20 protein-coding genes are annotated in these 19,286 nt (G+C 52.9%); 3 read left to right on the top strand and 17 right to left on the bottom strand.

Annotated elements, in window-relative coordinates; all coding sequences use genetic code 11:
- Positions 1–113 precede the first annotated feature (113 nt).
- Together msrA and ACSBQN_RS11990 are read left to right on the top strand one after the other, a co-directional pair.
- Entirely contained in the window at positions 114–779 is a 666-nt protein-coding gene (msrA, locus tag ACSBQN_RS11995) for a peptide-methionine (S)-S-oxide reductase MsrA (protein ID WP_024474256.1), read from the top strand.
- A 178-nt stretch (positions 780–957) separates the two neighbouring features.
- Positions 958–2,337, top strand: coding sequence for a hemolysin family protein (locus ACSBQN_RS11990; protein WP_036409495.1), 1,380 nt, complete (start codon positions 958–960; stop codon positions 2,335–2,337).
- 33 nt (positions 2,338–2,370) lie between these two features.
- Here the strand turns inward: ACSBQN_RS11990 and ACSBQN_RS11985 are convergent, their stop codons facing one another.
- From ACSBQN_RS11985 to fklB, 3 genes are all read right to left on the bottom strand, one after another.
- Positions 2,371–2,577 carry a DUF1107 domain-containing protein gene (locus ACSBQN_RS11985; protein ID WP_004234508.1) on the bottom strand — a complete coding sequence of 69 codons (207 nt, stop codon included), beginning with the start codon at positions 2,575–2,577 and terminating at the stop codon, positions 2,371–2,373.
- A 331-nt stretch (positions 2,578–2,908) separates the two neighbouring features.
- Positions 2,909–3,649, bottom strand: coding sequence for a 3'(2'),5'-bisphosphate nucleotidase CysQ (gene cysQ / locus ACSBQN_RS11980; RefSeq protein WP_024474254.1), 741 nt, complete (start codon positions 3,647–3,649; stop codon positions 2,909–2,911).
- Positions 3,650–3,783: 134 nt separating this feature from the next.
- Entirely contained in the window at positions 3,784–4,404 is a 621-nt protein-coding gene (fklB, locus tag ACSBQN_RS11975; RefSeq protein ID WP_004241369.1) for an FKBP-type peptidyl-prolyl cis-trans isomerase, read from the bottom strand.
- Positions 4,405–4,621: 217 nt separating this feature from the next.
- Between fklB and ACSBQN_RS11970 the strand changes: the two genes are divergently transcribed.
- Entirely contained in the window at positions 4,622–5,212 is a 591-nt protein-coding gene (locus ACSBQN_RS11970; RefSeq protein ID WP_227989114.1) for a LysM-like peptidoglycan-binding domain-containing protein, read from the top strand.
- Between the two features lie 74 nt (positions 5,213–5,286).
- Here ACSBQN_RS11970 and rplI read toward each other — a convergent pair whose 3' ends face one another.
- The 14 genes from rplI to mutL form a co-directional block, all read right to left on the bottom strand.
- Positions 5,287–5,736 (bottom strand): 50S ribosomal protein L9, encoded by a 450-nt coding sequence (gene rplI / locus ACSBQN_RS11965; RefSeq protein WP_004234503.1) that lies wholly within the window; start codon positions 5,734–5,736, stop codon positions 5,287–5,289.
- A gap of 38 nt (positions 5,737–5,774) precedes the next feature.
- Positions 5,775–6,002, bottom strand: coding sequence for a 30S ribosomal protein S18 (gene rpsR / locus ACSBQN_RS11960; RefSeq protein WP_004234502.1), 228 nt, complete (start codon positions 6,000–6,002; stop codon positions 5,775–5,777).
- Between the two features lie 4 nt (positions 6,003–6,006).
- Positions 6,007–6,324: a primosomal replication protein N gene (gene priB, locus ACSBQN_RS11955; protein WP_045139169.1), complete on the bottom strand. Its 318-nt coding sequence runs from the start codon at positions 6,322–6,324 to the stop codon at positions 6,007–6,009.
- A 5-nt stretch (positions 6,325–6,329) separates the two neighbouring features.
- The gene (gene rpsF / locus ACSBQN_RS11950; protein WP_004241366.1) at positions 6,330–6,719 is read right to left on the bottom strand and encodes a 30S ribosomal protein S6; all 390 of its coding nucleotides are present in this window, start codon (positions 6,717–6,719) and stop codon (positions 6,330–6,332) included.
- Positions 6,720–6,870: 151 nt separating this feature from the next.
- On the bottom strand, positions 6,871–7,605 hold the full coding sequence (rlmB, locus tag ACSBQN_RS11945; protein ID WP_004234494.1) for a 23S rRNA (guanosine(2251)-2'-O)-methyltransferase RlmB: 735 nt from the start codon (positions 7,603–7,605) through the stop codon (positions 6,871–6,873).
- 78 nt (positions 7,606–7,683) lie between these two features.
- Positions 7,684–10,122: a ribonuclease R gene (gene rnr, locus ACSBQN_RS11940; RefSeq protein ID WP_049242467.1), complete on the bottom strand. Its 2,439-nt coding sequence runs from the start codon at positions 10,120–10,122 to the stop codon at positions 7,684–7,686.
- Between the two features lie 27 nt (positions 10,123–10,149).
- On the bottom strand, positions 10,150–10,578 hold the full coding sequence (gene nsrR / locus ACSBQN_RS11935) for a nitric oxide-sensing transcriptional repressor NsrR (protein ID WP_004241364.1): 429 nt from the start codon (positions 10,576–10,578) through the stop codon (positions 10,150–10,152).
- Between the two features lie 205 nt (positions 10,579–10,783).
- Positions 10,784–12,082: an adenylosuccinate synthase gene (locus ACSBQN_RS11930; RefSeq protein WP_004241362.1), complete on the bottom strand. Its 1,299-nt coding sequence runs from the start codon at positions 12,080–12,082 to the stop codon at positions 10,784–10,786.
- A gap of 191 nt (positions 12,083–12,273) precedes the next feature.
- Positions 12,274–13,287 carry a protease modulator HflC gene (hflC, locus tag ACSBQN_RS11925; RefSeq protein WP_004234484.1) on the bottom strand — a complete coding sequence of 338 codons (1,014 nt, stop codon included), beginning with the start codon at positions 13,285–13,287 and terminating at the stop codon, positions 12,274–12,276.
- A gap of 2 nt (positions 13,288–13,289) precedes the next feature.
- Positions 13,290–14,567, bottom strand: a complete 1,278-nt coding sequence (gene hflK, locus ACSBQN_RS11920; protein WP_004234483.1) for an FtsH protease activity modulator HflK — start codon at positions 14,565–14,567, stop codon at positions 13,290–13,292.
- Positions 14,568–14,653: 86 nt separating this feature from the next.
- Complete coding sequence (hflX, locus tag ACSBQN_RS11915) at positions 14,654–15,934, bottom strand: ribosome rescue GTPase HflX (RefSeq protein WP_024474250.1); 1,281 nt, start codon at positions 15,932–15,934, stop codon at positions 14,654–14,656.
- Positions 15,935–16,032: 98 nt separating this feature from the next.
- Positions 16,033–16,338, bottom strand: coding sequence for an RNA chaperone Hfq (gene hfq, locus ACSBQN_RS11910; protein ID WP_004241361.1), 306 nt, complete (start codon positions 16,336–16,338; stop codon positions 16,033–16,035).
- A gap of 107 nt (positions 16,339–16,445) precedes the next feature.
- On the bottom strand, positions 16,446–17,384 hold the full coding sequence (miaA, locus tag ACSBQN_RS11905) for a tRNA (adenosine(37)-N6)-dimethylallyltransferase MiaA (protein ID WP_036409486.1): 939 nt from the start codon (positions 17,382–17,384) through the stop codon (positions 16,446–16,448).
- Positions 17,377–19,275: a DNA mismatch repair endonuclease MutL gene (mutL, locus tag ACSBQN_RS11900; RefSeq protein WP_354633095.1), complete on the bottom strand. Its 1,899-nt coding sequence runs from the start codon at positions 19,273–19,275 to the stop codon at positions 17,377–17,379. The genes miaA and mutL overlap by 8 nt, the downstream gene beginning before the upstream one ends.
- Positions 19,276–19,286 lie beyond the last annotated feature (11 nt).

Raw genomic sequence — 19,286 nt, 5'->3', positions numbered from 1 at the left:
ATGAATAAGGGTATAAATGAAAATAATTTGAAGTTTACTATAGATACATAAGATAAATAACCTGAAATATACTGATAATGCACCGATTATTCTTAAAACAGGAGCCACCGCAAATGACACAAAACACCACTCAATACCCGCAGGACACTATTGTATCTCCTGTTTCCGCCGCTGATGCACTGCCGGACAGCGCCGTGGCGCTGACCATCAGCCCGCGCCATACCGTAACCGGCCATGATGTGAACCATGTGCCTGACGGCTTTGATACCGCGTATTTTGCCATGGGATGCTTCTGGGGCGTGGAGCGCCTGTTCTGGCAGCAGCCGGGCGTGTACAGCACCACCGCCGGTTACACCGGTGGTACGACAAAAAACCCGACCTATGAAGGCGTCTGCACCGGCAACACCGGTCATGCTGAAGCCGTCCGCATTGTGTATGACCCGTCCGTTATCAGCTATGCCGATCTGCTGCGTCTGTTCTGGGAAAACCATGATCCGGCACAGGGCATGAAACAGGGCGGCGATATCGGCTCACAGTACCGTTCTGCTATCTATACCCAGTCTGACAGCCAGCGCGTGCAGGCACTTGCCTCCCGTGAGCAGTATCAGCAGGCGATGAATGAGAACAATGACAGCCGCAGTATCACCACGGCTATCCGCCCGCTCGGCCCGTTTTATGTGGCGGAGGATTACCACCAGCAATACCTGGATAAGAACCCGGAAGGCTACTGCGGACTCGGCGGGATCGGTGTTTGTCTGCCGCCTTCGCTGAGAAACTAGCCGCTTTTCCCGTTCCGGTGCTATACTGCACATCCGCGCACAGACAAATTGGATGTTCTGTGCGCCTTTCTTTTTTAATATCCGATACTTATGCTCTATATATCTAAAATAACCGGTCGCCACGCATAATCAACAACAGCGCGCCCAGAGGCAATCGTGCCGGCCATTCGGAACTTATATGTTAAATAGTTTATTAATCGTCCTGTTACTCTGCGCGATCAGCGCATTCTTTTCGTTATCTGAAATATCACTGGCCGCCTCGCGGCGTATCAAACTCAAAGTCATGATTGACGAAGGCAATACCAATGCCGCCCATGTGCTCCGTTTACAGGAAGCACCGGGAATGTTCTTCACCGTGGTGCAAATCGGCCTGAACGCCGTGGCGATCCTCGCCGGTATTGTCGGTGAATCCGCCTTTTCACCGGCGCTGCGCACCCTGTTCGGCAATTTTATGGCCGATGCCGCCGCACAGCAGCTCGGCTCCGTATTGTCATTTATTATCGTGACCTCCATGTTTATCCTGCTGGCGGATCTGACCCCGAAACGTCTCGGGATGATCAAACCGGAAGCGGTCGCCATCCGGATTGTCCAGCCGATGCGTTTTTGCCTGACAGTACTGCGCCCGCTGGCCTGGCTGTTTAACGGGTTATCCAACCTGTTCTTTAAATTATTCAAAATCCCGCTGGCACGAAATGAAGATATCACCTCAGATGATATTTACGCGGTGGTGGAAGCAGGTGCGGTCGCCGGAGTACTGCGCAAGCAGGAGCACGAACTGATCGAAAACGTGTTTGAGCTGGAATCCCGTACTGTGCCGTCTGCTATGACCTCCCGTGAGAGCGTGGTCTATTTCGACAAGCAGGAAAACGAAGAGAGCATCAAAGAGAAGATCTCCACACAGCCGCACTCAAAATTCCTGGTGTGCGACGGCGGTCTGGATCATGTGCTCGGTTATGTCGATTCCAAAGATCTGCTCAACCGCGTGCTGAACGGCCAGAGCCTGAATCTGCATGAAGGTGTGCAAATCCGCCCGGCACTGATGATCCCGGATACCCTGAGCCTGTCAGACACCCTGGAGAGCTTTAAAAATGCCGGGGAAGACTTCGCAATCATTCTGAATGAATACGCCATGGTGATGGGTGTTATCACTATCAATGACGTGATGATTACCCTGATGGGAGATCTGGTCGGTCAGGGGCAGGAAGAGCAGATTGTCGCCCGTGATGAAAATTCCTGGCTGATTGAAGGCGGTACACCGATTGAGGATGTGCAGCGGGTGCTGGATATTGATGAGTTCCCGGATGACAGCAACTACGAAACCATCGCCGGGTTCCTGATGTATAAGCTGCGCCGTATTCCGAAACGGACCGATTCCGTGAAATTCTCAGGCTTTAAGTTTGAAGTGGTGGATATCGACAACTACAAGATTGACCAGCTGCTGGTTACACGGATCCCGGATGCCCCGGTTGTCCCGGTTGTCCCGCGTCCGTCAGCGGCGGAAAGCGGCAAAGAGGGTCAGTCTGACGTGGCACACAACGAACAGCACCAGAAACCGTAAAACTAACCCTTCTTCATCAGACAGGTATTGTGATTACGCCAGCTGCGCCTGCAGCAACGATACCTGCTGATTAATTTCACTCATTGCACTCAGGTGGCGTTTGTCTCTGATTTTCGGCGGTAAAATCTTGCCGTAATCAAATTCAAACGCGCCCATCCCCTGTATATACAGGCGGCCACGGAATAAAGTTTTCACGTAGCGGGCGATCTGAGCCGGGTTGTAACGGGCGAAAATTTTCATCGTACTTATGTCCTCCCCTTTACCTTTTCTTTCATGCCTAAGGTATGACTCAATTCTACCACCCGGGTTCATTAATCAAATGATTTAATCACTATTTTTACATAAAATGACACTTCACTACGATTTACTTCACAAATCAGAGTGAAAATCGATCACCGTCACACTATAACAATGAAATAATAACCTCATAATTACTATAAGTTTTATAAATAATGTGAGGCTGAAATATCGGGATCAATGTCAGCAGATACAGAATTTAACAGGCGGGGAAAAATCAGTGTAATTTGCATAACCATGCAAATTACACTGTTATCCGGGAATAAAATGGCAGTCAGAAACTGCTGACGCGGAACCCCGGGTTTATCAGCGATTCACGCGGTGTATAGTCGAGCGTTTTTCCGCTCCAGTCCGTGATATGCGCTCCCGCCGCGAGTGCAACAGCGTGTCCGGCTGCCGTGTCCCAGATGTGGGTCGGGTTAAAACGGGGATAGAGCTGCGCTTTACCTTCCGCCACCAGGCAGAATTTGAGGGATGAGCCGATGGCGCGGGTTTCATGCGGTCCCAGCTGCTCCAGATAATCCGCCAGTTCCGCATCCTGATGTGAACGGCTGATTACTACCATCGGCAGATCTGTATTCACCACTTTGATCGCCATCCGCTGCCCGCCCCGTTCACGCCAGGCATGTTTGCCTTCTGCCAGATAGAGCACGTCCGGTACCGGGGCATACACCACGCCCATCACCGGTACGCCGTCAGAAATCAGGGCGATATTAACCGTAAATTCACCGTTGCGGCTGATAAATTCTTTGGTGCCGTCGAGCGGATCCACCAGCCAGTATTGTGTCCAGTGCTGCCGCTCAGACCACGGCTGCGGATCTTCCTCTGACAGCACCGGAATGTCCGGTGTCAGGGCTTTCAGTTCCTGCACGATGATGTGGTGTGCGGCTAAATCCGCAGCGGTTAAGGGGGAGTTATCCGCTTTGGCGGAGATGGTCAGTGTGTCGGGATGATGGTAGATATCCATGATTGCATCGCCCGCCCGCCGGGCCAGCAGACAAATTTGATTGAGCATCCTTCACCTCTTTCACAGAACGGTTAGTGAGTCGCGTAATCCTGTTCACGTCTCCGGAGACCTGAGTATAGAAATAAAAATGGCCGGTGAAAACCGGCCATTTCGCATATTCTGTTTTTGCTGACAAAGAGAGATTACAGGATCTCCAGCAGCTCCACTTCGAATACCAGTGTGCTGTACGGCGGGATTGCCGCACCGGCACCGCGCTCGCCGTAAGCCAGGTTGCTCGGGATATACAGTTCCCATTTGGAGCCGACCGGCATCAGGGTCAGTGCTTCAATCCAGCCTGCGATCACACCGTTTACCGGGAATTCTGCCGGCTGGCCGCGCTGTACAGAGCTGTCAAACACGGTACCGTCAATCAGGCGGCCGGTGTAGTGAACACGGACACGGTCAGTACGGGCCGGGATAGCACCGTCACCCTGATTAATGACAGAGAACTGCAGGCCGCTTTCAGTGGTGGAAACGCCTTCTTTCTTCGCGTTTTCTTCCAGGAAACGCATGCCGTCTTTGACCAGCTCAGCCTGTTTTTCATTGCGGACAGCATCAGCACGCTCATGCATTTCACGCAGGGCACGATGCAGAACATCCACCGCCACAGCCGGCTGGTTATTTTCCAGTGCGTCGGTGATACCGGCCAGAATAGCTTCCGGTACTAATCCGCTCAGTCCGGATTCCTGTAATTGCTGGCCGATTTGTAAGCCGATTCCGTAGCTTGCCTGTGCTTCCATCGTGTCAAAAGTCGGTTGTGTCATGAGAGATACCTGAGTAATAAGTAAGACGGACAAGCATAACAGCAGGATGTACCCCGGTAAACCCGATAATCAGTGAAAGCTGATGCAACACGGTGATTCCCGGAAAACAACGCAATCAATTTATAAAACAGGACTAATTCCGAATAATTTCAGTAAGTCTGCTGCTACACTGGAATAATACCGGATGATAATTATTCATGCTGAACAGCGGGAGATTATGATGAGACTACTGCCAAAGCGCCATCTTTACGCTATCGCCGCCATTGCGCTGATTATCATGCTGATCCTGTTTTTCTGGCCTGCCGCGCAGAAACCGCCGGTGACCGTTCCGCCTCAGAATATCACACTGACGCCACCGGCAGATCCGTTAGGTGACCTGATAGCTGAACAGACCGGCACACTACCGGAGGCACCATCCGATATCCCGGATTTGCCGCTGCCGGATAATCTGCCGCCTGGTGCACTGAATACCGAACCGGCTCCGCAACCGGCGACCACACCACCGCCGGTTAGTGCAGAGTCTGCTCCTGCTGCGGTGCCTGCACAGGCAGATGCACTGCGTTTCACCCTCAAAAAGGGTCAGACCATCGCCCAGGTCTTTCGCAGCAACGGGTTACCGGTGGATGACTTATTTCGCATGACAGCCGTTGAGGGGCCGCAGAAGCCGCTTAATCAGGTGGAGGCAGGGGATAAAATCAGTGTGACCAAAGGAAAGGGAAATACGGTCTCAGTGCTGAGAATTGATAAGGCTAACGGGCAGTCCGCCACCTTTAAGCGACAGAAAGACGGCAGCTACCGCCGCTCTTAACACCGGTTTTTACTGCAAAAAAAACGCTGGCCTGAGCCAGCGTCTTTCAAAGATGTTTACCGTGTAATCAGAGATTACTCAGCAACAATCTTCACATTCAGTTCTGCAAACACGTCGCTGTGAACCTGGAAGTGAACTTCGTGATCACCCAGAGTACGCAGAACGCCGTTTGGCAGACGAACTTCGCTTTTCGCCACTTCAACGCCTGCTGCAGTTACAGCATCAGCGATGTCACGGGTACCGACAGAACCGAACAGTTTACCTTCGTCACCCGCTTTGGAAGACAGAGTCACAACGCCCAGGGCATTGATTTTTTCTGCACGAGCGTGTGCTGCTGCCAGAACGTCAGCTAATTTAGCTTCCAGTTCTGCGCGGCGTGCTTCGAAGAATTCGATGTTTTTCTTGGTTGCAGGAACTGCTTTACCTTGCGGTACTAAGTAGTTACGTGCATAACCAGATTTAACATTTACCTGGTCGCCCAGGCTGCCCAGGTTTGCTACTTTATCAAGCAGAATAACTTGCATTACCTTATCCTCTTAAAGTCATTAATGGACTGTGCCGATTACTGATGACGATCAGTGTAAGGCAGTAAAGACAGGTAGCGTGCACGCTTGATAGCACGAGCGAGCTGACGCTGATATTTCGCACTGGTACCGGTGATACGGCTTGGTACGATTTTACCACTTTCAGTGATGTAGTTTTTCAGCGTAGCGATGTCTTTATAATCAATCTCTTGAACGCCTTCTGCGGTGAAACGGCAGAATTTACGACGACGGAAATAACGTGCCATATGGCTAGTCTCCAGAATCTATCAATTCAATATGTTCGGCATGAAGAACCAGTTTTGATAATCCATTTCGCCCCTGATGGGTGCTGATGAATCCCTGAACGGTTATCTGACTGCCGACCGTTATACTGCGAGTAATGGTTTGGATCGTCTGTCCGCTGGCAACCACGGGCATTCTGCACCATGCCTGCCGGGTGAGTCCGGCTTCCTGCTGTTGTGAGCGGTGCTCAAGCACAAACTGACAATGCGGAATTCCGGCCGGGCTGACTTTCCGGATGGGTTCCCTGCACACTGTGCCGGATAACACCAGACGGTTAGCGGACACCGTTATTACTCTTCAGTTTCCTCAGCTTCATCATTTTCTTCAATGTCGTCAGACATGTCGCGCGGGCGACGTTCGTCTTTCGCTTTAACCATTGGAGAAGGTTCAGTCACCGCGTGCTTAACGCGCATAACCATGCTGCGGATAACGGCATCATTGAAGCGGAAAATAGTTTCCAGCTCGTCAATCACTTCCTGCGGAGCTTCAACGTTCAGCAGAACGTAGTGCGCTTTGTGCAGTTTGTTGATTGGGTAAGCCAGTTGGCGACGACCCCAGTCTTCGAGACGGTGGATCTGACCTTCTGCGTTAGTAATAGCAGTTTTATAACGCTCGATCATTGCCGGTACTTGTTCGCTCTGGTCCGGATGAACCATGAAGACGATTTCGTAATGACGCATTAGTAGTGCTCCTTACGGATTATTAGCCTCCTGTCCGGGCAACCGCAACCCTGAGAGGCAAGGAACTTGTTTAAGTGCGGCTGAAAAATTTGACGCATAACTATACTCATACCCGCCCCAAAAGACAAGGTAATAAGTGTGTGATGCGGGATTATTTTGCGCGCTGACGCACGGCCTCAAACAGGCAGACACCCGTTGCCACCGAGACGTTCAGGGAAGAGACTGACCCGGCCATCGGAATGCTGATCAGTTCATCGCACAGGTCACGGGTCAGACGGCGCATGCCTTCCCCTTCCGCACCCATCACCAGCGCCACCGGGCCGGTCATTTTACTCTGATACAGATCATGGGTGGCTTCACCGGCAGTGCCGACAACCCAGATATTTTCGTCTTTCAGCTGGCGCAGTGTGCGGGCCAGGTTGGTGACACGGATAAGCGGTACGCTTTCCGCCGCACCACAGGCGACTTTTTTCGCCGTGGCATTCAGTTGCGCGGAACGGTCTTTCGGGATGATCACCGCATGTACACCGGCGGCATCAGCGGTACGCAGACAGGCCCCCAGGTTGTGCGGGTCAGTCACGCCGTCGAGAACCAGCAGGAACGGAGTCTCATGCTCAGCCAGCAGATCAGGCAGATCCTGCTCCTGATACTGACGGCCGCCTCTGACTTTGGCGATAATCCCCTGATGGACGGCACCTTCGGTCTGGCTGTCCATCCACTGACGGCTGGCCATCTGCACACGGACACCTGCCGCTTCCAGAGCATGCACAACCGGGGTCAGGCGGCGGTCTTCACGCCCTTTTAAGATAAAGACTTCAAGAAAACGGCTGGGATCACGCGCCAGCAGGGCATCCACGGCGTGGATACCATAAATAATTTCACTCATAACGTTCCGTTTGTTGCGGGACAATAAAACACAATGAGGCGCAATGCCTCATTGTGGGAAAATTCAAATCAAAGGCGGTTACTTTTCGGCTTTTTTCTTCGCGCGTTTCGCCTTTATATTTGCCTCGATTTTTTTGGTCCGGGCTGATTTTTTACCTTTCGGGGCTTTCGGGCCGTCGTCTTTTTTCTTCTTACGGAACGCACTGTCCGGCTCGAAGTTTTTGTCACGGCGGGGATCCCCCTTCTTACCGTCCCGGCGTTTATCCCCTTTCTCCCCGGCTTTGGCCCGGGTTCTTGCGGTTTTGCCTTCATTACGGGCACGGCGGGTGGTGGAAATCAGCGCGAAATCAATGGTGCGCTCATCCATATGCACCGCTTCCACCCGGATTTCAACTTCATCACCCAGGCGGTACACATTGGAGGAGGATTCACCAATCAGACGCTGGCCGACATTATCGTAGCGGTAGTAATCGTTATCAAGTGTTGATACGTGTACCAGACCATCGATAAACAGGTCGTTCAGACGGACAAAGAAACCGAAGCCGGTCACGCTGGTGATAAGCCCGGTAAAGACATTCCCCACCTGATCCTGCATAAAGTCGCACTTCAGCCAGTCTGCCACGTCACGGGTGGCTTCATCGGCACGGCGCTCCGTCATGGAAGTATGTTCACCGAGCTGAAGCATGCTCTGCATATCGTAATGCCACGCACCGGTCTGCGATTTCGCTTCGCCGCGCTCTTTTGCCAGCAGGTACTTAATCGCACGGTGCAGACTCAGATCCGGATAACGGCGGATTGGTGAAGTAAAGTGGGCATACGCCGGTAACGCCAGGCCGAAGTGACCACGGTTGTCCGGATCATAAATTGCCTGTTTCATCGAGCGCAGCAGCATGGTCTGTAACAGCTCGTGGTCAGGACGCTCCGCCACTTCCAGCATGACACGGGCGTAATCTTTCGGTTCCGGTGTCAGGCCGCCCGGCAGGGTCAGACCCAGCTCATTAAAGACGGTGCGCAGATTGATGACGCTGTCCTCTTTCGGACGATCATGCACACGGTACAGTGCCGGTTCGTTGTTTTTCTCAACAAAGCGTGCCGCCGCAACGTTCGCCATGATCATGCATTCTTCGATCAGTTTGTGTGCATCGTTGCGCAGTACCGGTTCGATGCGCTCAATGCGTTTTTCCGCATTGAAAATAAATTTCGCTTCTTCGGATTCAAAGGCAATCGCACCGCGCTCATCACGGGCTTCCGCCAGCGCTTTATAGAGTTTGTGCAGTTCTTCCAGGTGTTTTACCAGCGGCGCATAGTGTTCACGCAGCTCTTCATCCCCTTCGAGGATTTTCCACACTTTGGTATAGGTCAGACGGGCGTGGGAGCTCATTACCGCTTCATAGAAACGGTAACCGGAAAGCTTACCTTTCGCCGAAATGGTCATTTCACACACCATACACAGGCGATCAACCTGCGGGTTCAGTGAACAGACACCATTCGACAGCACTTCCGGCAGCATCGGCACAACCTGTGACGGGAAGTAAACCGAGGTTCCCCGGCTGCGGGCTTCATCATCCAGTGCCGTCTGCGGACGCACATAATAACTGACGTCAGCAATCGCCACCCACAGACGCCAGCCACCGCCGCGTTTGGCTTCACAGTGTACCGCGTCATCAAAGTCACGGGCATCTTCGCCGTCGATAGTGACCAGCGGCAGATCGCGTAAATCAACACGGCCTTTTTTGGCGGATTCCGGTACTTCCTCGCGGATATCCGCGACCTGACGTTCCACCTGAGCAGGCCAGGTGAACGGAATTTCATGTTTGCGCAGGGCAATATCCACCGCAATGCTGGTACCCATTTTCTCGCCCAGCACTTCGGTGATAACGCCGAGCGCCTGCACCCGTTTGCCCGGACGGCGGGTCAGTTCCGCCACCACGATATTCCCCATCCGTGCGCCGTTAATTGACTCTTTCGGGATCAGAATATCGAAGCACAAACGGCTGTCATCCGGCACGACAAATCCCATGCCTTCTTCGGTAAAGTAACGGCCGACAATCTGGCCGGTTTTCGGCTCGGTCACACGTACAACGCGCGCTTCGCGGCGGCCTTTGCGATCAGCCCCCATCACCTGGGCCAGGATCACATCCCCGTGGATGCATAATTTCATCTGATCCTGCGGGATGTAGAGATCGTCTTTTTGTCCTTCGACACGCAGGAACCCGAAGCCATCACGATGGCCGATCACGGTTCCTTTAATTAAATCAAGACGCTCCGGCAGTGCGTAACACTGACGGCGGGTAAAGACCAGTTGCCCGTCACGCTCCATAGCGCGCAGACGGCGGCGCAGGGCTTCCTGAGCCTCTTCACCGGTGATCCCCAGTTCCTGTGCGATATCTTCGCGGCTCACCGGTTTGGTGTGGCGGCGGACAGTTTCAAGAATAAATTCACGGCTCGCGATCGGGGAATCATATTTTTCCGCTTCGCGCTCACGATAAGGGTCGTTTGATTGTTTTTCCACTGACATTGTATCCTCCGTGGTTTCTGAACGGCGTTATTCGTCCGTCAGTAACAATTTATAAAGATGCTGATTGTCCTGCACCATATCAGCGAGCGTGTGTTTATCCAGTTCCTGTAAGAACTCCCGTATGGCTTTATTCAGTACCGATTTCAGCCTGCATGCCGGAGTAATGTGACAGAATTCACCGCTGCAGTTCACCAGTGTTAACGGCTCGAGCGCGCGGACAACCTCACCGATACCTATAGTATTAGCAGGTTTTCCCAGGCGGATCCCGCCATTTTTGCCGCGAATCGCCTCGACATAACCCAAATGGCTCAATTGGTTAATTATCTTGACCATATGGTTACGTGATACGCCGTAAACGTCCGTCACTTCCGTAATACTGGTCATTTTACCATCAGGAAGTGACGCCATATAAATCAGCGCCCGCAAGCCATAATCTGTAAAACTGGTTAACTGCACATTTTACCCCGGGAATTCTGTCATCCCGCGCGGGGGATCACATGATAAGTAATGGATAATCATTATGTGTGTCTTTTGCTTATTAAGCAAAATTTGTCGTTAAAAACGCCGGATTTCCTGTCATCACATAGCCAGAAACCCCGGCGTCAGAAAACAAAAGGCCGGACAAACATGCCCGGCCCTGACTGGTATCACCTGAACGATCTTATGCGTCGAACGGGTCGCGCAGGATCATCGTTTCAGAACGATCCGGACCGGTTGAAATAATATCAACAGGAACGCCTGTCAGTTCTTCAATGCGGCGGATGTAATCCAGTGCTGCCTGAGGCAGTTCTTCGCGGCTCTTCGCCCCGAATGTGGTTTCAGTCCAGCCCGGCATGACTTCATAAATAGGCTCAATGCCTTCCCAGTTATCCGCAGCCAGTGGTGTGGTTTCGATGATTTCACCATTCGGTAAACGGTAACCGACACACACTTTCACTTCTTTCAGACCATCCAGCACATCCAGCTTGGTCATGCAGAACCCTGACAGGGAGTTGATCTGCACAGCGCGGCGGATAGCAATGATGTCCAGCCAGCCGCAACGGCGGCTGCGTCCGGTGGTCGCACCGAACTCCTGGCCTTTGGTACGCAGGTATTCACCGGTTTCATCAAACAGTTCGGTCGGGAACGGACCGGCACCCACACGGGTGGAGTAAGCTTTGATGATACCCAGGACATAATCCACATAACGCGGACCTAAACCGGAACCGGTGGCAACACCGCCGGCAGTGGTGTTTGAGGAAGTCACATACGGATAGGTACCGTGGTCGATATCCAGCAGTGTACCCTGCGCGCCTTCAAACATCACCAGCTCACCGTTAACGGTGGCTTTGTACAGCAGATCAGAGACATCCACAACCATACCGGTCAGGATATCCGCAACTGCCATGATTTCGTCCAGGGTTTTCTGATAGTCAACCGCAGGCTCTTTGTAGTAGTTCACTAACTGGAAGTTGTGATACTCAAGGATTTCTTTCAGTTTCTGAGCGAAGGTCTCTTTATCGAAGAGATCACCCACGCGCAGACCGCGACGGGCAACTTTATCTTCGTATGCAGGCCCGATACCGCGCCCTGTTGTGCCGATAGCTTTCGCGCCGCGTGCTTTCTCACGGGCATTATCCAGCGCAACATGATAAGGGAGGATCAGCGGACATGCTTCAGAAATCAGCAGACGTTCGCGCACCGGAACACCACGCTCTTCCAGTGCAGTCATTTCTTTCAGCAGTGCATCGGGTGCGAGTACAACACCGTTAGCAATGATGCTGACGACGTTTTCGCGGAGAATACCTGACGGAATTAAATGCAGGACGGTTTTCTCACCGTTGATAACCAGAGTGTGACCCGCGTTGTGGCCACCTTGATAACGAACAACATACTTAGCCCGTTCAGTCAGCAAGTCGACGATTTTGCCCTTGCCCTCGTCACCCCATTGGGTGCCCAATACGACAACGTTCTTACCCATTTCGTTTTTACCTGGTTGCTTAAAAAAGGATTCTAGCATCTCATGACCGCCCTTTCAGCACTTTTTATCCACTTTATGAAAGTCACCTGATCAATGTCCATAATAAAGCCCGCCTAAGCGGGCTTTCTTCATCAGAGTGCGACCATCAGCATGCTGACGATTTTTCAGTACCGGTTATGCGGTTACCGGACTTACTGGCCTGAAGCCGGACGCAATGATGTCGGTGCCTTCATGTAACGGAAGAAATCCGTATCCGGGCTTAACACCATAATGTCGTTGCCATCGGGTTTGAAGCTTTGCTCATAAGCACGCAGGCTTCGGATAAACGCATAGAAATCCGGATCCTGACTGAATGCATCCGCAAACAGTTTAGCGGCTTCCGCATCACCCGCACCACGCAGGGAGAGTGACTGGCGCTCCGCTTCGGCCAGGATTTCAGTACGGGTTTTATCTGCCACCGCACGAATCTTCATGGCTTCTTCCAGACCCTGTGAGCGGTGACGACGCGCCACTGCTTCACGTTCTGCACGCATACGCTGGAAGATAGCTTCGGAGACTTCCGCCGGCAGGTTGATCTGCTTGATACGGACGTCCACCACTTCGATACCTAACGCCGCCATACTGTTCGGATTCACCTGCGGCTGTGCGCCTTTGGTTTCTTCCTGAACACGCGCTGCCGCATCGGCAATAGCGTTATCAGCATCAGTTGCCTGCGGATCGTTACCGGAGCTCCCTTCGTTCAGTGCATTTTTGACTTCCGTCGTTAATGTACCGCGGGAATCCGTCACAATCTCTTTCACGCTCAGACGACCGAACTCAGAACGCAGACGGTCACTGAATTTACGCTTCAGCAGGTTTTCAGCCTGATTAATATTACCGCTGTTTGTTGCGAGATAATACAGGCTGAAATCACTAATCCGCCATTTAAGGTAGGAATCGACGATCAGGTCTTTGTTTTCGTTTGTCAGGAAACGGTCAGCCTGGATATCCAGTGTCTGGATACGGGCAGGCAGCATTTTCACTGTTTCAATAAACGGCACTTTCAGATGCAGACCCGGCTCATACACAATCGGTTTGTTATCCGCATCACGCAGAACTTTGCCAAAGCGCAGCACAATACCGCGCTCGGTCTGCTGAACGGTAAAGACAGACGCATACAGAACGCCTAAAACCAGAATAACAATAACGGCTAAATACTTACGCATGATTATTGTCTCCCTGTGCGTTCAGTGTTGCCACGGATACCCGAACTGCTGAGATCATACGTGTTGTTGTATTCAGCGGGTACATTCGGATTCTGGCTGCTGTTTTGTGCCTGACGGCCTGCCGGTGCCTGTGTTGCCGGTGCGGATGATGGTGTGGCAGCAGCTTTCGCCGGTGCAGCCTGAGAGGCGGCTCTCTGCTCACGCATAATCTGATCCAGCGGCAGCACCATCATGCTGTTGCTTTTATCATTGGCAATCACTTTACGGGTATTGCTCAGCACACGTTCCATTGTCTCTATGTACAGACGTTCACGGGTGATATCCGGTGCCGCACGGTATTCCGGCAGCATTTTCGAGAAGCTTGCCACTTCACCGCGCGCTTTCAGCACGATACTGGCTTTATACGCCTGTGCGCTTTCGATCATACTTTGCGCATTACCTTTTGCCAGCGGCAGAACTTCGTTCGAGTAAGCTTCCGCTTCACGGATGGATTGCTGTTCGTTTTCACGCGCGGCAATCACGTCATCGAATGAAGCCTGAACTTCAGCCGGCGGACGCGCTTCCTGGAAGTTGACGTCGACAATCGCTATTCCCATTTTATAAGGTTTGATTGTCTCTTCGAGGACTTTCTGGGTTTCGTTACGGACCACGGTACGGTTCGCCGTCAGGATTTTCTCCATGGTGAACTTACCGATAACCCCGCGCACCGCGCTGTCCATCGCCTGACGCAGACTGTTGTTCGGGTTGGTGACGCTGAAGAGGTAATCTTCCGGGTTCACTACCTGGAACTGCACGTTCATGTTAACGCGGACCACGTTCTCGTCAGCGGTCAGCATCATGCCGTTGGTGGCCAGATCCTGGACCGTCGCCACATCGACCGCAGTAACGCGATCAATAAAGGTCGGTCTCCAGTTCAGACCCGGCTGAACCACATGACTGAATTTACCGAAACGCGTAACCACGCCGCGCTCCGTTTCTTTAATCGTATAGAAGCCGGTTGCGGCCCAGACAACAACAACGGCGGCAATAGCGAGACTGATAATACGTCCGCCCGCGAACTGTACCGGAGGACGATTGTTCCCGCCGGACTGCCCGTTATTGTTTCCGCCTTTACCGCCACCCAGACCACCGAGTTTTCTGCTCATTTTCCGGAACAGATCGTCGAGATCAGATGCCCCACGGTTCCGGCCGCCTTTGTTACCGTCGGAGTTGCCGCCTTTATTGCTGCTCCCCCACGGGTCGCGGTCCTGTCCGTTATTACCGGGCTGATTCCACGCCATGCCTTCGCTCCACTCTTTTATGATCGGTTTTTCAGGGCTAAGAGCACAAAAACGCGCTCTCAATTAATATATTACGCCGCTGATAATCAGATAACGTAATCGGCTAACTGTTGTTCCTGCTTGCAGAGGCGGCGCCAGTCAACAATGGGCAGCCTGATTTCAAGGCAAATCCGGCCGTCATCATCAAGCCACTCGCGTTCAATCGCCTGAAGCTGATAAAAACGGCTGCGCAGACGACCCTCCGACGGAGGCAGACACAATTCCAGGTGTGCGATCTCACCGGAAAGGCGTTCCGTCAGCGCCCGGAACAACAACGGGATCCCTGCTCCGGTCTGTGCTGAAAGCCAGACCCTGACCGGCAGGTTATCCTCATTTCTGTCGATACGCGGTTCGAAATCGTCCAGCATATCGATTTTATTCATCACTATCAGAACCGGAATTTCATGTGCATCAATCTCTTCCAGCACTGCATTAACTGCATGAATATTTTCATCCACCCGGTTATCCGCCGCATCGACCACATGAAGCAGCAGTGTCGCTTCGCGGGTTTCCTGCAGCGTGGCTTTAAATGCCGCCACCAGGTCATGCGGCAGATGGCGGATAAACCCGACCGTATCCGCCAGCACCACCGTACCGACATCACCGACATCAATCCGCCGCAGGGTCGGATCGAGTGTCGCAAATAACTGATCCGCAGCATAGACTTTCGCATCAGTTATGTGATTAAACAGACTGGATTTCCCGGCGTTGGTGTAACCGACCAGAGACACCGTCGGAATATCCGCTTTACTGCGCGCCTGACGGCCTTGTCCGCGCTGGCGTTCCACTTTTTCGAGACGCCCTGAAATCTGTTTGATTTTATCCCGCAGCATCCGGCGGTCGGACTCAAGCTGAGTCTCACCCGGCCCCCGCAGACCAATCCCGCCTTTCTGACGTTCAAGGTGCGTCCAGCCGCGGACCAGACGCGTGGAAAGATGGCGTAACTGCGCCAGTTCCACCTGTAATTTACCTTCATGTGTCCGTGCCCGCTGGGCGAAGATATCGAGGATAACCCCGGTTCTGTCAACCACCCTGCACTGGCACAAACGCTCGAGGTTGCGTTCCTGCGCCGGACTTAAGGCATGGTTAAAGAGCACCACATCGGCTTCACTGTCGATAACAGCATCGGCAATCTCTTCCGCTTTACCTTCACCCGCAAAATATTTCGGGTGCGGGGCGCTGCGGCTGCCGGTGACTATCTGAACTGGTGTCACACCCGCGGATGTCACAAGGGATTCAAATTCACTGAGATCATCAGTGTTCTTATCCTGTGAGAAAAATATATGGACCAGTACGGCCCGTTCACCGCCTTCATACCTGTCAAACAACGGCAGAACCTCTCAGGCTGAGTGAAAAACACGCAGGAAAAAACACAGGTAAAGTCTCCCTACCTATGTTTTTCCGCGATTGATAACTGCACACTGACTTATTCAGCGCCATCAGTATCCTGTTGCGCACCACCGTTACCGGCTGACTGGTGGTAATTGCTGCCGCCGGTCCCCGGGTTTGCGCCACCGCTGTGGTGAGAAACCGGACGGGAAGGTACGACGGTAGAGATCGCGTGTTTGTAAACCATTTGGCTGACCGTGTTTTTCAGCAGAATAACAAACTGGTCGAATGATTCGATCTGACCCTGTAATTTAATACCGTTGACCAGATAAATAGAAACCGGAACCCTTTCGCGACGTAATGCGTTCAGGAACGGATCTTGCAAAGATTGCCCCTTAGCCATTCTGTATTTTCCTTATTTTGTTGTTTTTTAAATGAAACCCAAGCTGGGTTCGAAAAATAACTACTCAAAAACTTTCGTAACCCGTTAATTGTACACAATCAACGGCGCTATGCACGAAGAACCTGCATAACGGCTTTAAGAGATTGTTCAGGCTGTTCACTGTCGAGCCACTGAACACCTTCCCAACCCCGCAACCACGTCATCTGCCGCTTGGCAAGCTGACGGGTGGCGCAAATGCCCCGATACACCATGTCATCATAACTGATTTCTCCGGCCAGATATGACCACATCTGGCGGTAGCCGACACAACGGATCGACGGCAAATCCGGATGAAGATCCCCGCGCTGATACAGCGCACGGACTTCGTCCTCAAAACCGGCCTTCAGCATCATCTGAAAACGCATTTCAATTCGCTGATGCAATATTTTACGATCTGCCGGTGCAATGGCAAACTGATAAGCATTAAAGGGCAAATTTTCCCCGGCCGTTTCCGTCAGTTCTGTCATTGTTTTCCCGGAGATATAGTATACCTCCAGTGCCCGGCTGAGCCGCTGCGGATCATTCGGGTGGATCCGCGCCCCGGCGACCGGGTCAATCCGGCTCAGTTCATCATGAAGAACCTGCCAGCCTTCCTGTGCCGCCCGCGCCTCAATCTGTGCCCGGATTTCCGGGTCAGCGGACGGCAGCGGCGATAATCCTTCCAGCAACGCTTTGAAATACATCATGGTTCCGCCGACCAGCAGCGGAATTTTTCCCTGCGCGGTTATCTCATGCATTGCCGCCAGCGCATCACGGCGGAAATCGGCGGCGGAATAGGCCACTGACGGGTCGAGAATATCAATCAGCCGGTGCGGGGCGAGTGCCAGTTCGGCAGCATCGGGTTTTGCGGTCCCGATATCCATCCCCTTATAAATCAGTGCGGAATCCACACTGATGATTTCCACCGGCAGGTGCTGACGCAGTTCAATCGCCAGCGCGGTTTTTCCTGAAGCCGTCGGCCCCATCAGAAACAGGGCTGCGGGTTTATGATGATTCTGTTCACTCATGACGTAATGCTGCAACGACCTCAGTTAAATCAATTAATTGCAATAAATCTGCCGGCGGCCTGCGCACCAGTTGCGGGCACAGCCGCTCCACATCGGCCAGCAGCTGCACTGCCTGGGCTTTGCTCTGAGTCGCCGGTTCACTGACCAGCATCTCTGCCAGCCGCGACGCAATGGCTTTCTCATCCGCCTCCGGGTTATCAGCCAGGAAACGCAGTAATTCAGGGATAAGATGCGGTAAATTTTGCTGACGAAGCGGTAACGATACCGTACGAATCGTCGCTTTTCCACGGGAAACTGAGCCTTCTATACCGAAAGTACGCAATAACCCGGCAAACTGCGTAAATGTCTCACACTCCTGTGCGTTTAATGCCATCTGAAGCGGGATCATCAGCGGCTGGGATTTCAGTCCCTGCTCTCCCGGGATCAGTTGCTGACAACGCAGATAATGTGATGCTTTGCTGAGGGAAAACAGCGCAATACCTGCATCTGTCTCAATTAACGCATAACACGGCGGATAAAGCGTAAGGATTTTACCAAAACTTACACGCTCACTTTTTTCCGTCACCGGCTCACTTGCGGCGCTGATCCGGTTTTCTGACAGAAAAGTGCTTTTTTCCGGGAACAGCTGCGGCCGGGTTTCTGCCGGTGTCTGTATCAGTGACTGATATATTCCGGCTTCTTTCGGGCTGTAAACGGGTTTATCCGCAGAATATGCCGGTTTTCCGCTGTTGTGGCCGCTGTGAGACGCGCCGCCCCCGGTGGTTTCCCGGCGGGGCGGCGGTGTGAGTACTTCCTCACGCTCAAAGATATTTTTACCGGCTGCCGCACGGTTTTCCGGCACATGCTGTGTCTGTGGTGCAGACGGATCAGGTTGAAACAGAGAGACCGGCTGCTCATGCTGTTTCAGCACACTGAGCACCGCCTGATAAATAAAGTCATGCACCAGCCGCGCCTGATGAAAACGCACTTCGTGCTTGGCCGGATGGACATTCACATCCACCTGACGCGGGTCAATAGTCAGGTAAAGGACATAGGCAGGCTGCTGATCGCCGCTCAGGCGGTCTTCATAGGCCTGGCGGATAGCGTGGTTGATCAGGCGGTCGCGCATCATCCGTCCGTTAACATAGCAATACTGTAAATCCGCCGGGCCGTTGTAATCTGCCGGTGAGGCCACCCAACCGCGGATCTCCAGCTCTTCGTGAGACCAGGTCACTGCCAGAGCCTGCTGCATAAACGCAGTACCACAGATAGCCCCGAGACGGCGCTCCTGCTGATCTTCCGCTTTAACCGGGCGATACTGACGCATCAGTTTACCGTTGTGGGTGAGATTAATGGCCACATCAAAACGGGACAGCGCGATACGCCGCACCACTTCATCAATATGACCGAATTCCGTTTTTTCAGTGCGCAGGAATTTGCGCCGCGCGGGTGTATTGAAAAAGAGATCCAGTACTTCCACGGTACTGCCCGCCGGATGTGCCGCCGGTTTCAGCATCACCGCCATTTCGCGCCCTTCGGCATATGCCTGCCAGGCTTCGTTCTGGTCGCGGGTGCGGGAGGTAAAGGTCAGGCGTGATACGGAGCTGATACTGGCGAGCGCCTCCCCCCGGAACCCCATGCTCATGATGGCTTCGAGATCATCGAGTGTGGCGATTTTACTGGTGGCGTGACGGGCCAGCGCCAGCGCCAGCTCGTCTTTGGCAATACCGCAGCCGTTGTCACGGATACGGATAAGCTTTTCGCCGCCGCGCTCAATATCAATATCGATACGGGTGGCACCGGCGTCCAGGCTGTTTTCCACCAGCTCTTTCACCACCGATGCCGGGCGCTCAACCACTTCGCCTGCGGCTATCTGGTTTGCCAGCTGCGGCGGTAAAATCCGGATCGCCATAATTGCCCCCG

The sequence above is a fragment of the Morganella sp. B601 genome (genome assembly GCF_051172335.1).
In the GTDB taxonomy this organism is placed as follows: domain Bacteria; phylum Pseudomonadota; class Gammaproteobacteria; order Enterobacterales; family Enterobacteriaceae; genus Morganella; species Morganella morganii.
The sequence above is the reverse complement of the archived record's forward strand: the minus strand, read 5'-3'. Positions and strand labels throughout refer to the sequence as shown.

Excerpts from the sequence above, each read along its gene's own strand:
- msrA (WP_024474256.1), top strand. The coding sequence starts at position 114 with ATGACACAAAACACCACTCAATACCCGCAGGACACTATTGTATCTCCT.
- ACSBQN_RS11990 (WP_036409495.1), top strand. The coding sequence starts at position 958 with ATGTTAAATAGTTTATTAATCGTCCTGTTACTCTGCGCGATCAGCGCA.
- ACSBQN_RS11985 (WP_004234508.1), bottom strand. The coding sequence starts at position 2,577 with ATGAAAATTTTCGCCCGTTACAACCCGGCTCAGATCGCCCGCTACGTG.
- cysQ (WP_024474254.1), bottom strand. The coding sequence starts at position 3,649 with ATGCTCAATCAAATTTGTCTGCTGGCCCGGCGGGCGGGCGATGCAATC.
- fklB (WP_004241369.1), bottom strand. The coding sequence starts at position 4,404 with ATGACACAACCGACTTTTGACACGATGGAAGCACAGGCAAGCTACGGA.
- ACSBQN_RS11970 (WP_227989114.1), top strand. The coding sequence starts at position 4,622 with ATGATGAGACTACTGCCAAAGCGCCATCTTTACGCTATCGCCGCCATT.
- rplI (WP_004234503.1), bottom strand. The coding sequence starts at position 5,736 with ATGCAAGTTATTCTGCTTGATAAAGTAGCAAACCTGGGCAGCCTGGGC.
- rpsR (WP_004234502.1), bottom strand. The coding sequence starts at position 6,002 with ATGGCACGTTATTTCCGTCGTCGTAAATTCTGCCGTTTCACCGCAGAA.
- rpsF (WP_004241366.1), bottom strand. The coding sequence starts at position 6,719 with ATGCGTCATTACGAAATCGTCTTCATGGTTCATCCGGACCAGAGCGAA.
- rlmB (WP_004234494.1), bottom strand. The coding sequence starts at position 7,605 with ATGAGTGAAATTATTTATGGTATCCACGCCGTGGATGCCCTGCTGGCG.
- rnr (WP_049242467.1), bottom strand. The coding sequence starts at position 10,122 with ATGTCAGTGGAAAAACAATCAAACGACCCTTATCGTGAGCGCGAAGCG.
- ACSBQN_RS11930 (WP_004241362.1), bottom strand. The coding sequence starts at position 12,082 with ATGGGTAAGAACGTTGTCGTATTGGGCACCCAATGGGGTGACGAGGGC.
- hflC (WP_004234484.1), bottom strand. The coding sequence starts at position 13,287 with ATGCGTAAGTATTTAGCCGTTATTGTTATTCTGGTTTTAGGCGTTCTG.
- hflK (WP_004234483.1), bottom strand. The coding sequence starts at position 14,567 with ATGGCGTGGAATCAGCCCGGTAATAACGGACAGGACCGCGACCCGTGG.
- hfq (WP_004241361.1), bottom strand. The coding sequence starts at position 16,338 with ATGGCTAAGGGGCAATCTTTGCAAGATCCGTTCCTGAACGCATTACGT.
- miaA (WP_036409486.1), bottom strand. The coding sequence starts at position 17,384 with ATGAGTGAACAGAATCATCATAAACCCGCAGCCCTGTTTCTGATGGGG.
- mutL (WP_354633095.1), bottom strand. The coding sequence starts at position 19,275 with ATGGCGATCCGGATTTTACCGCCGCAGCTGGCAAACCAGATAGCCGCA.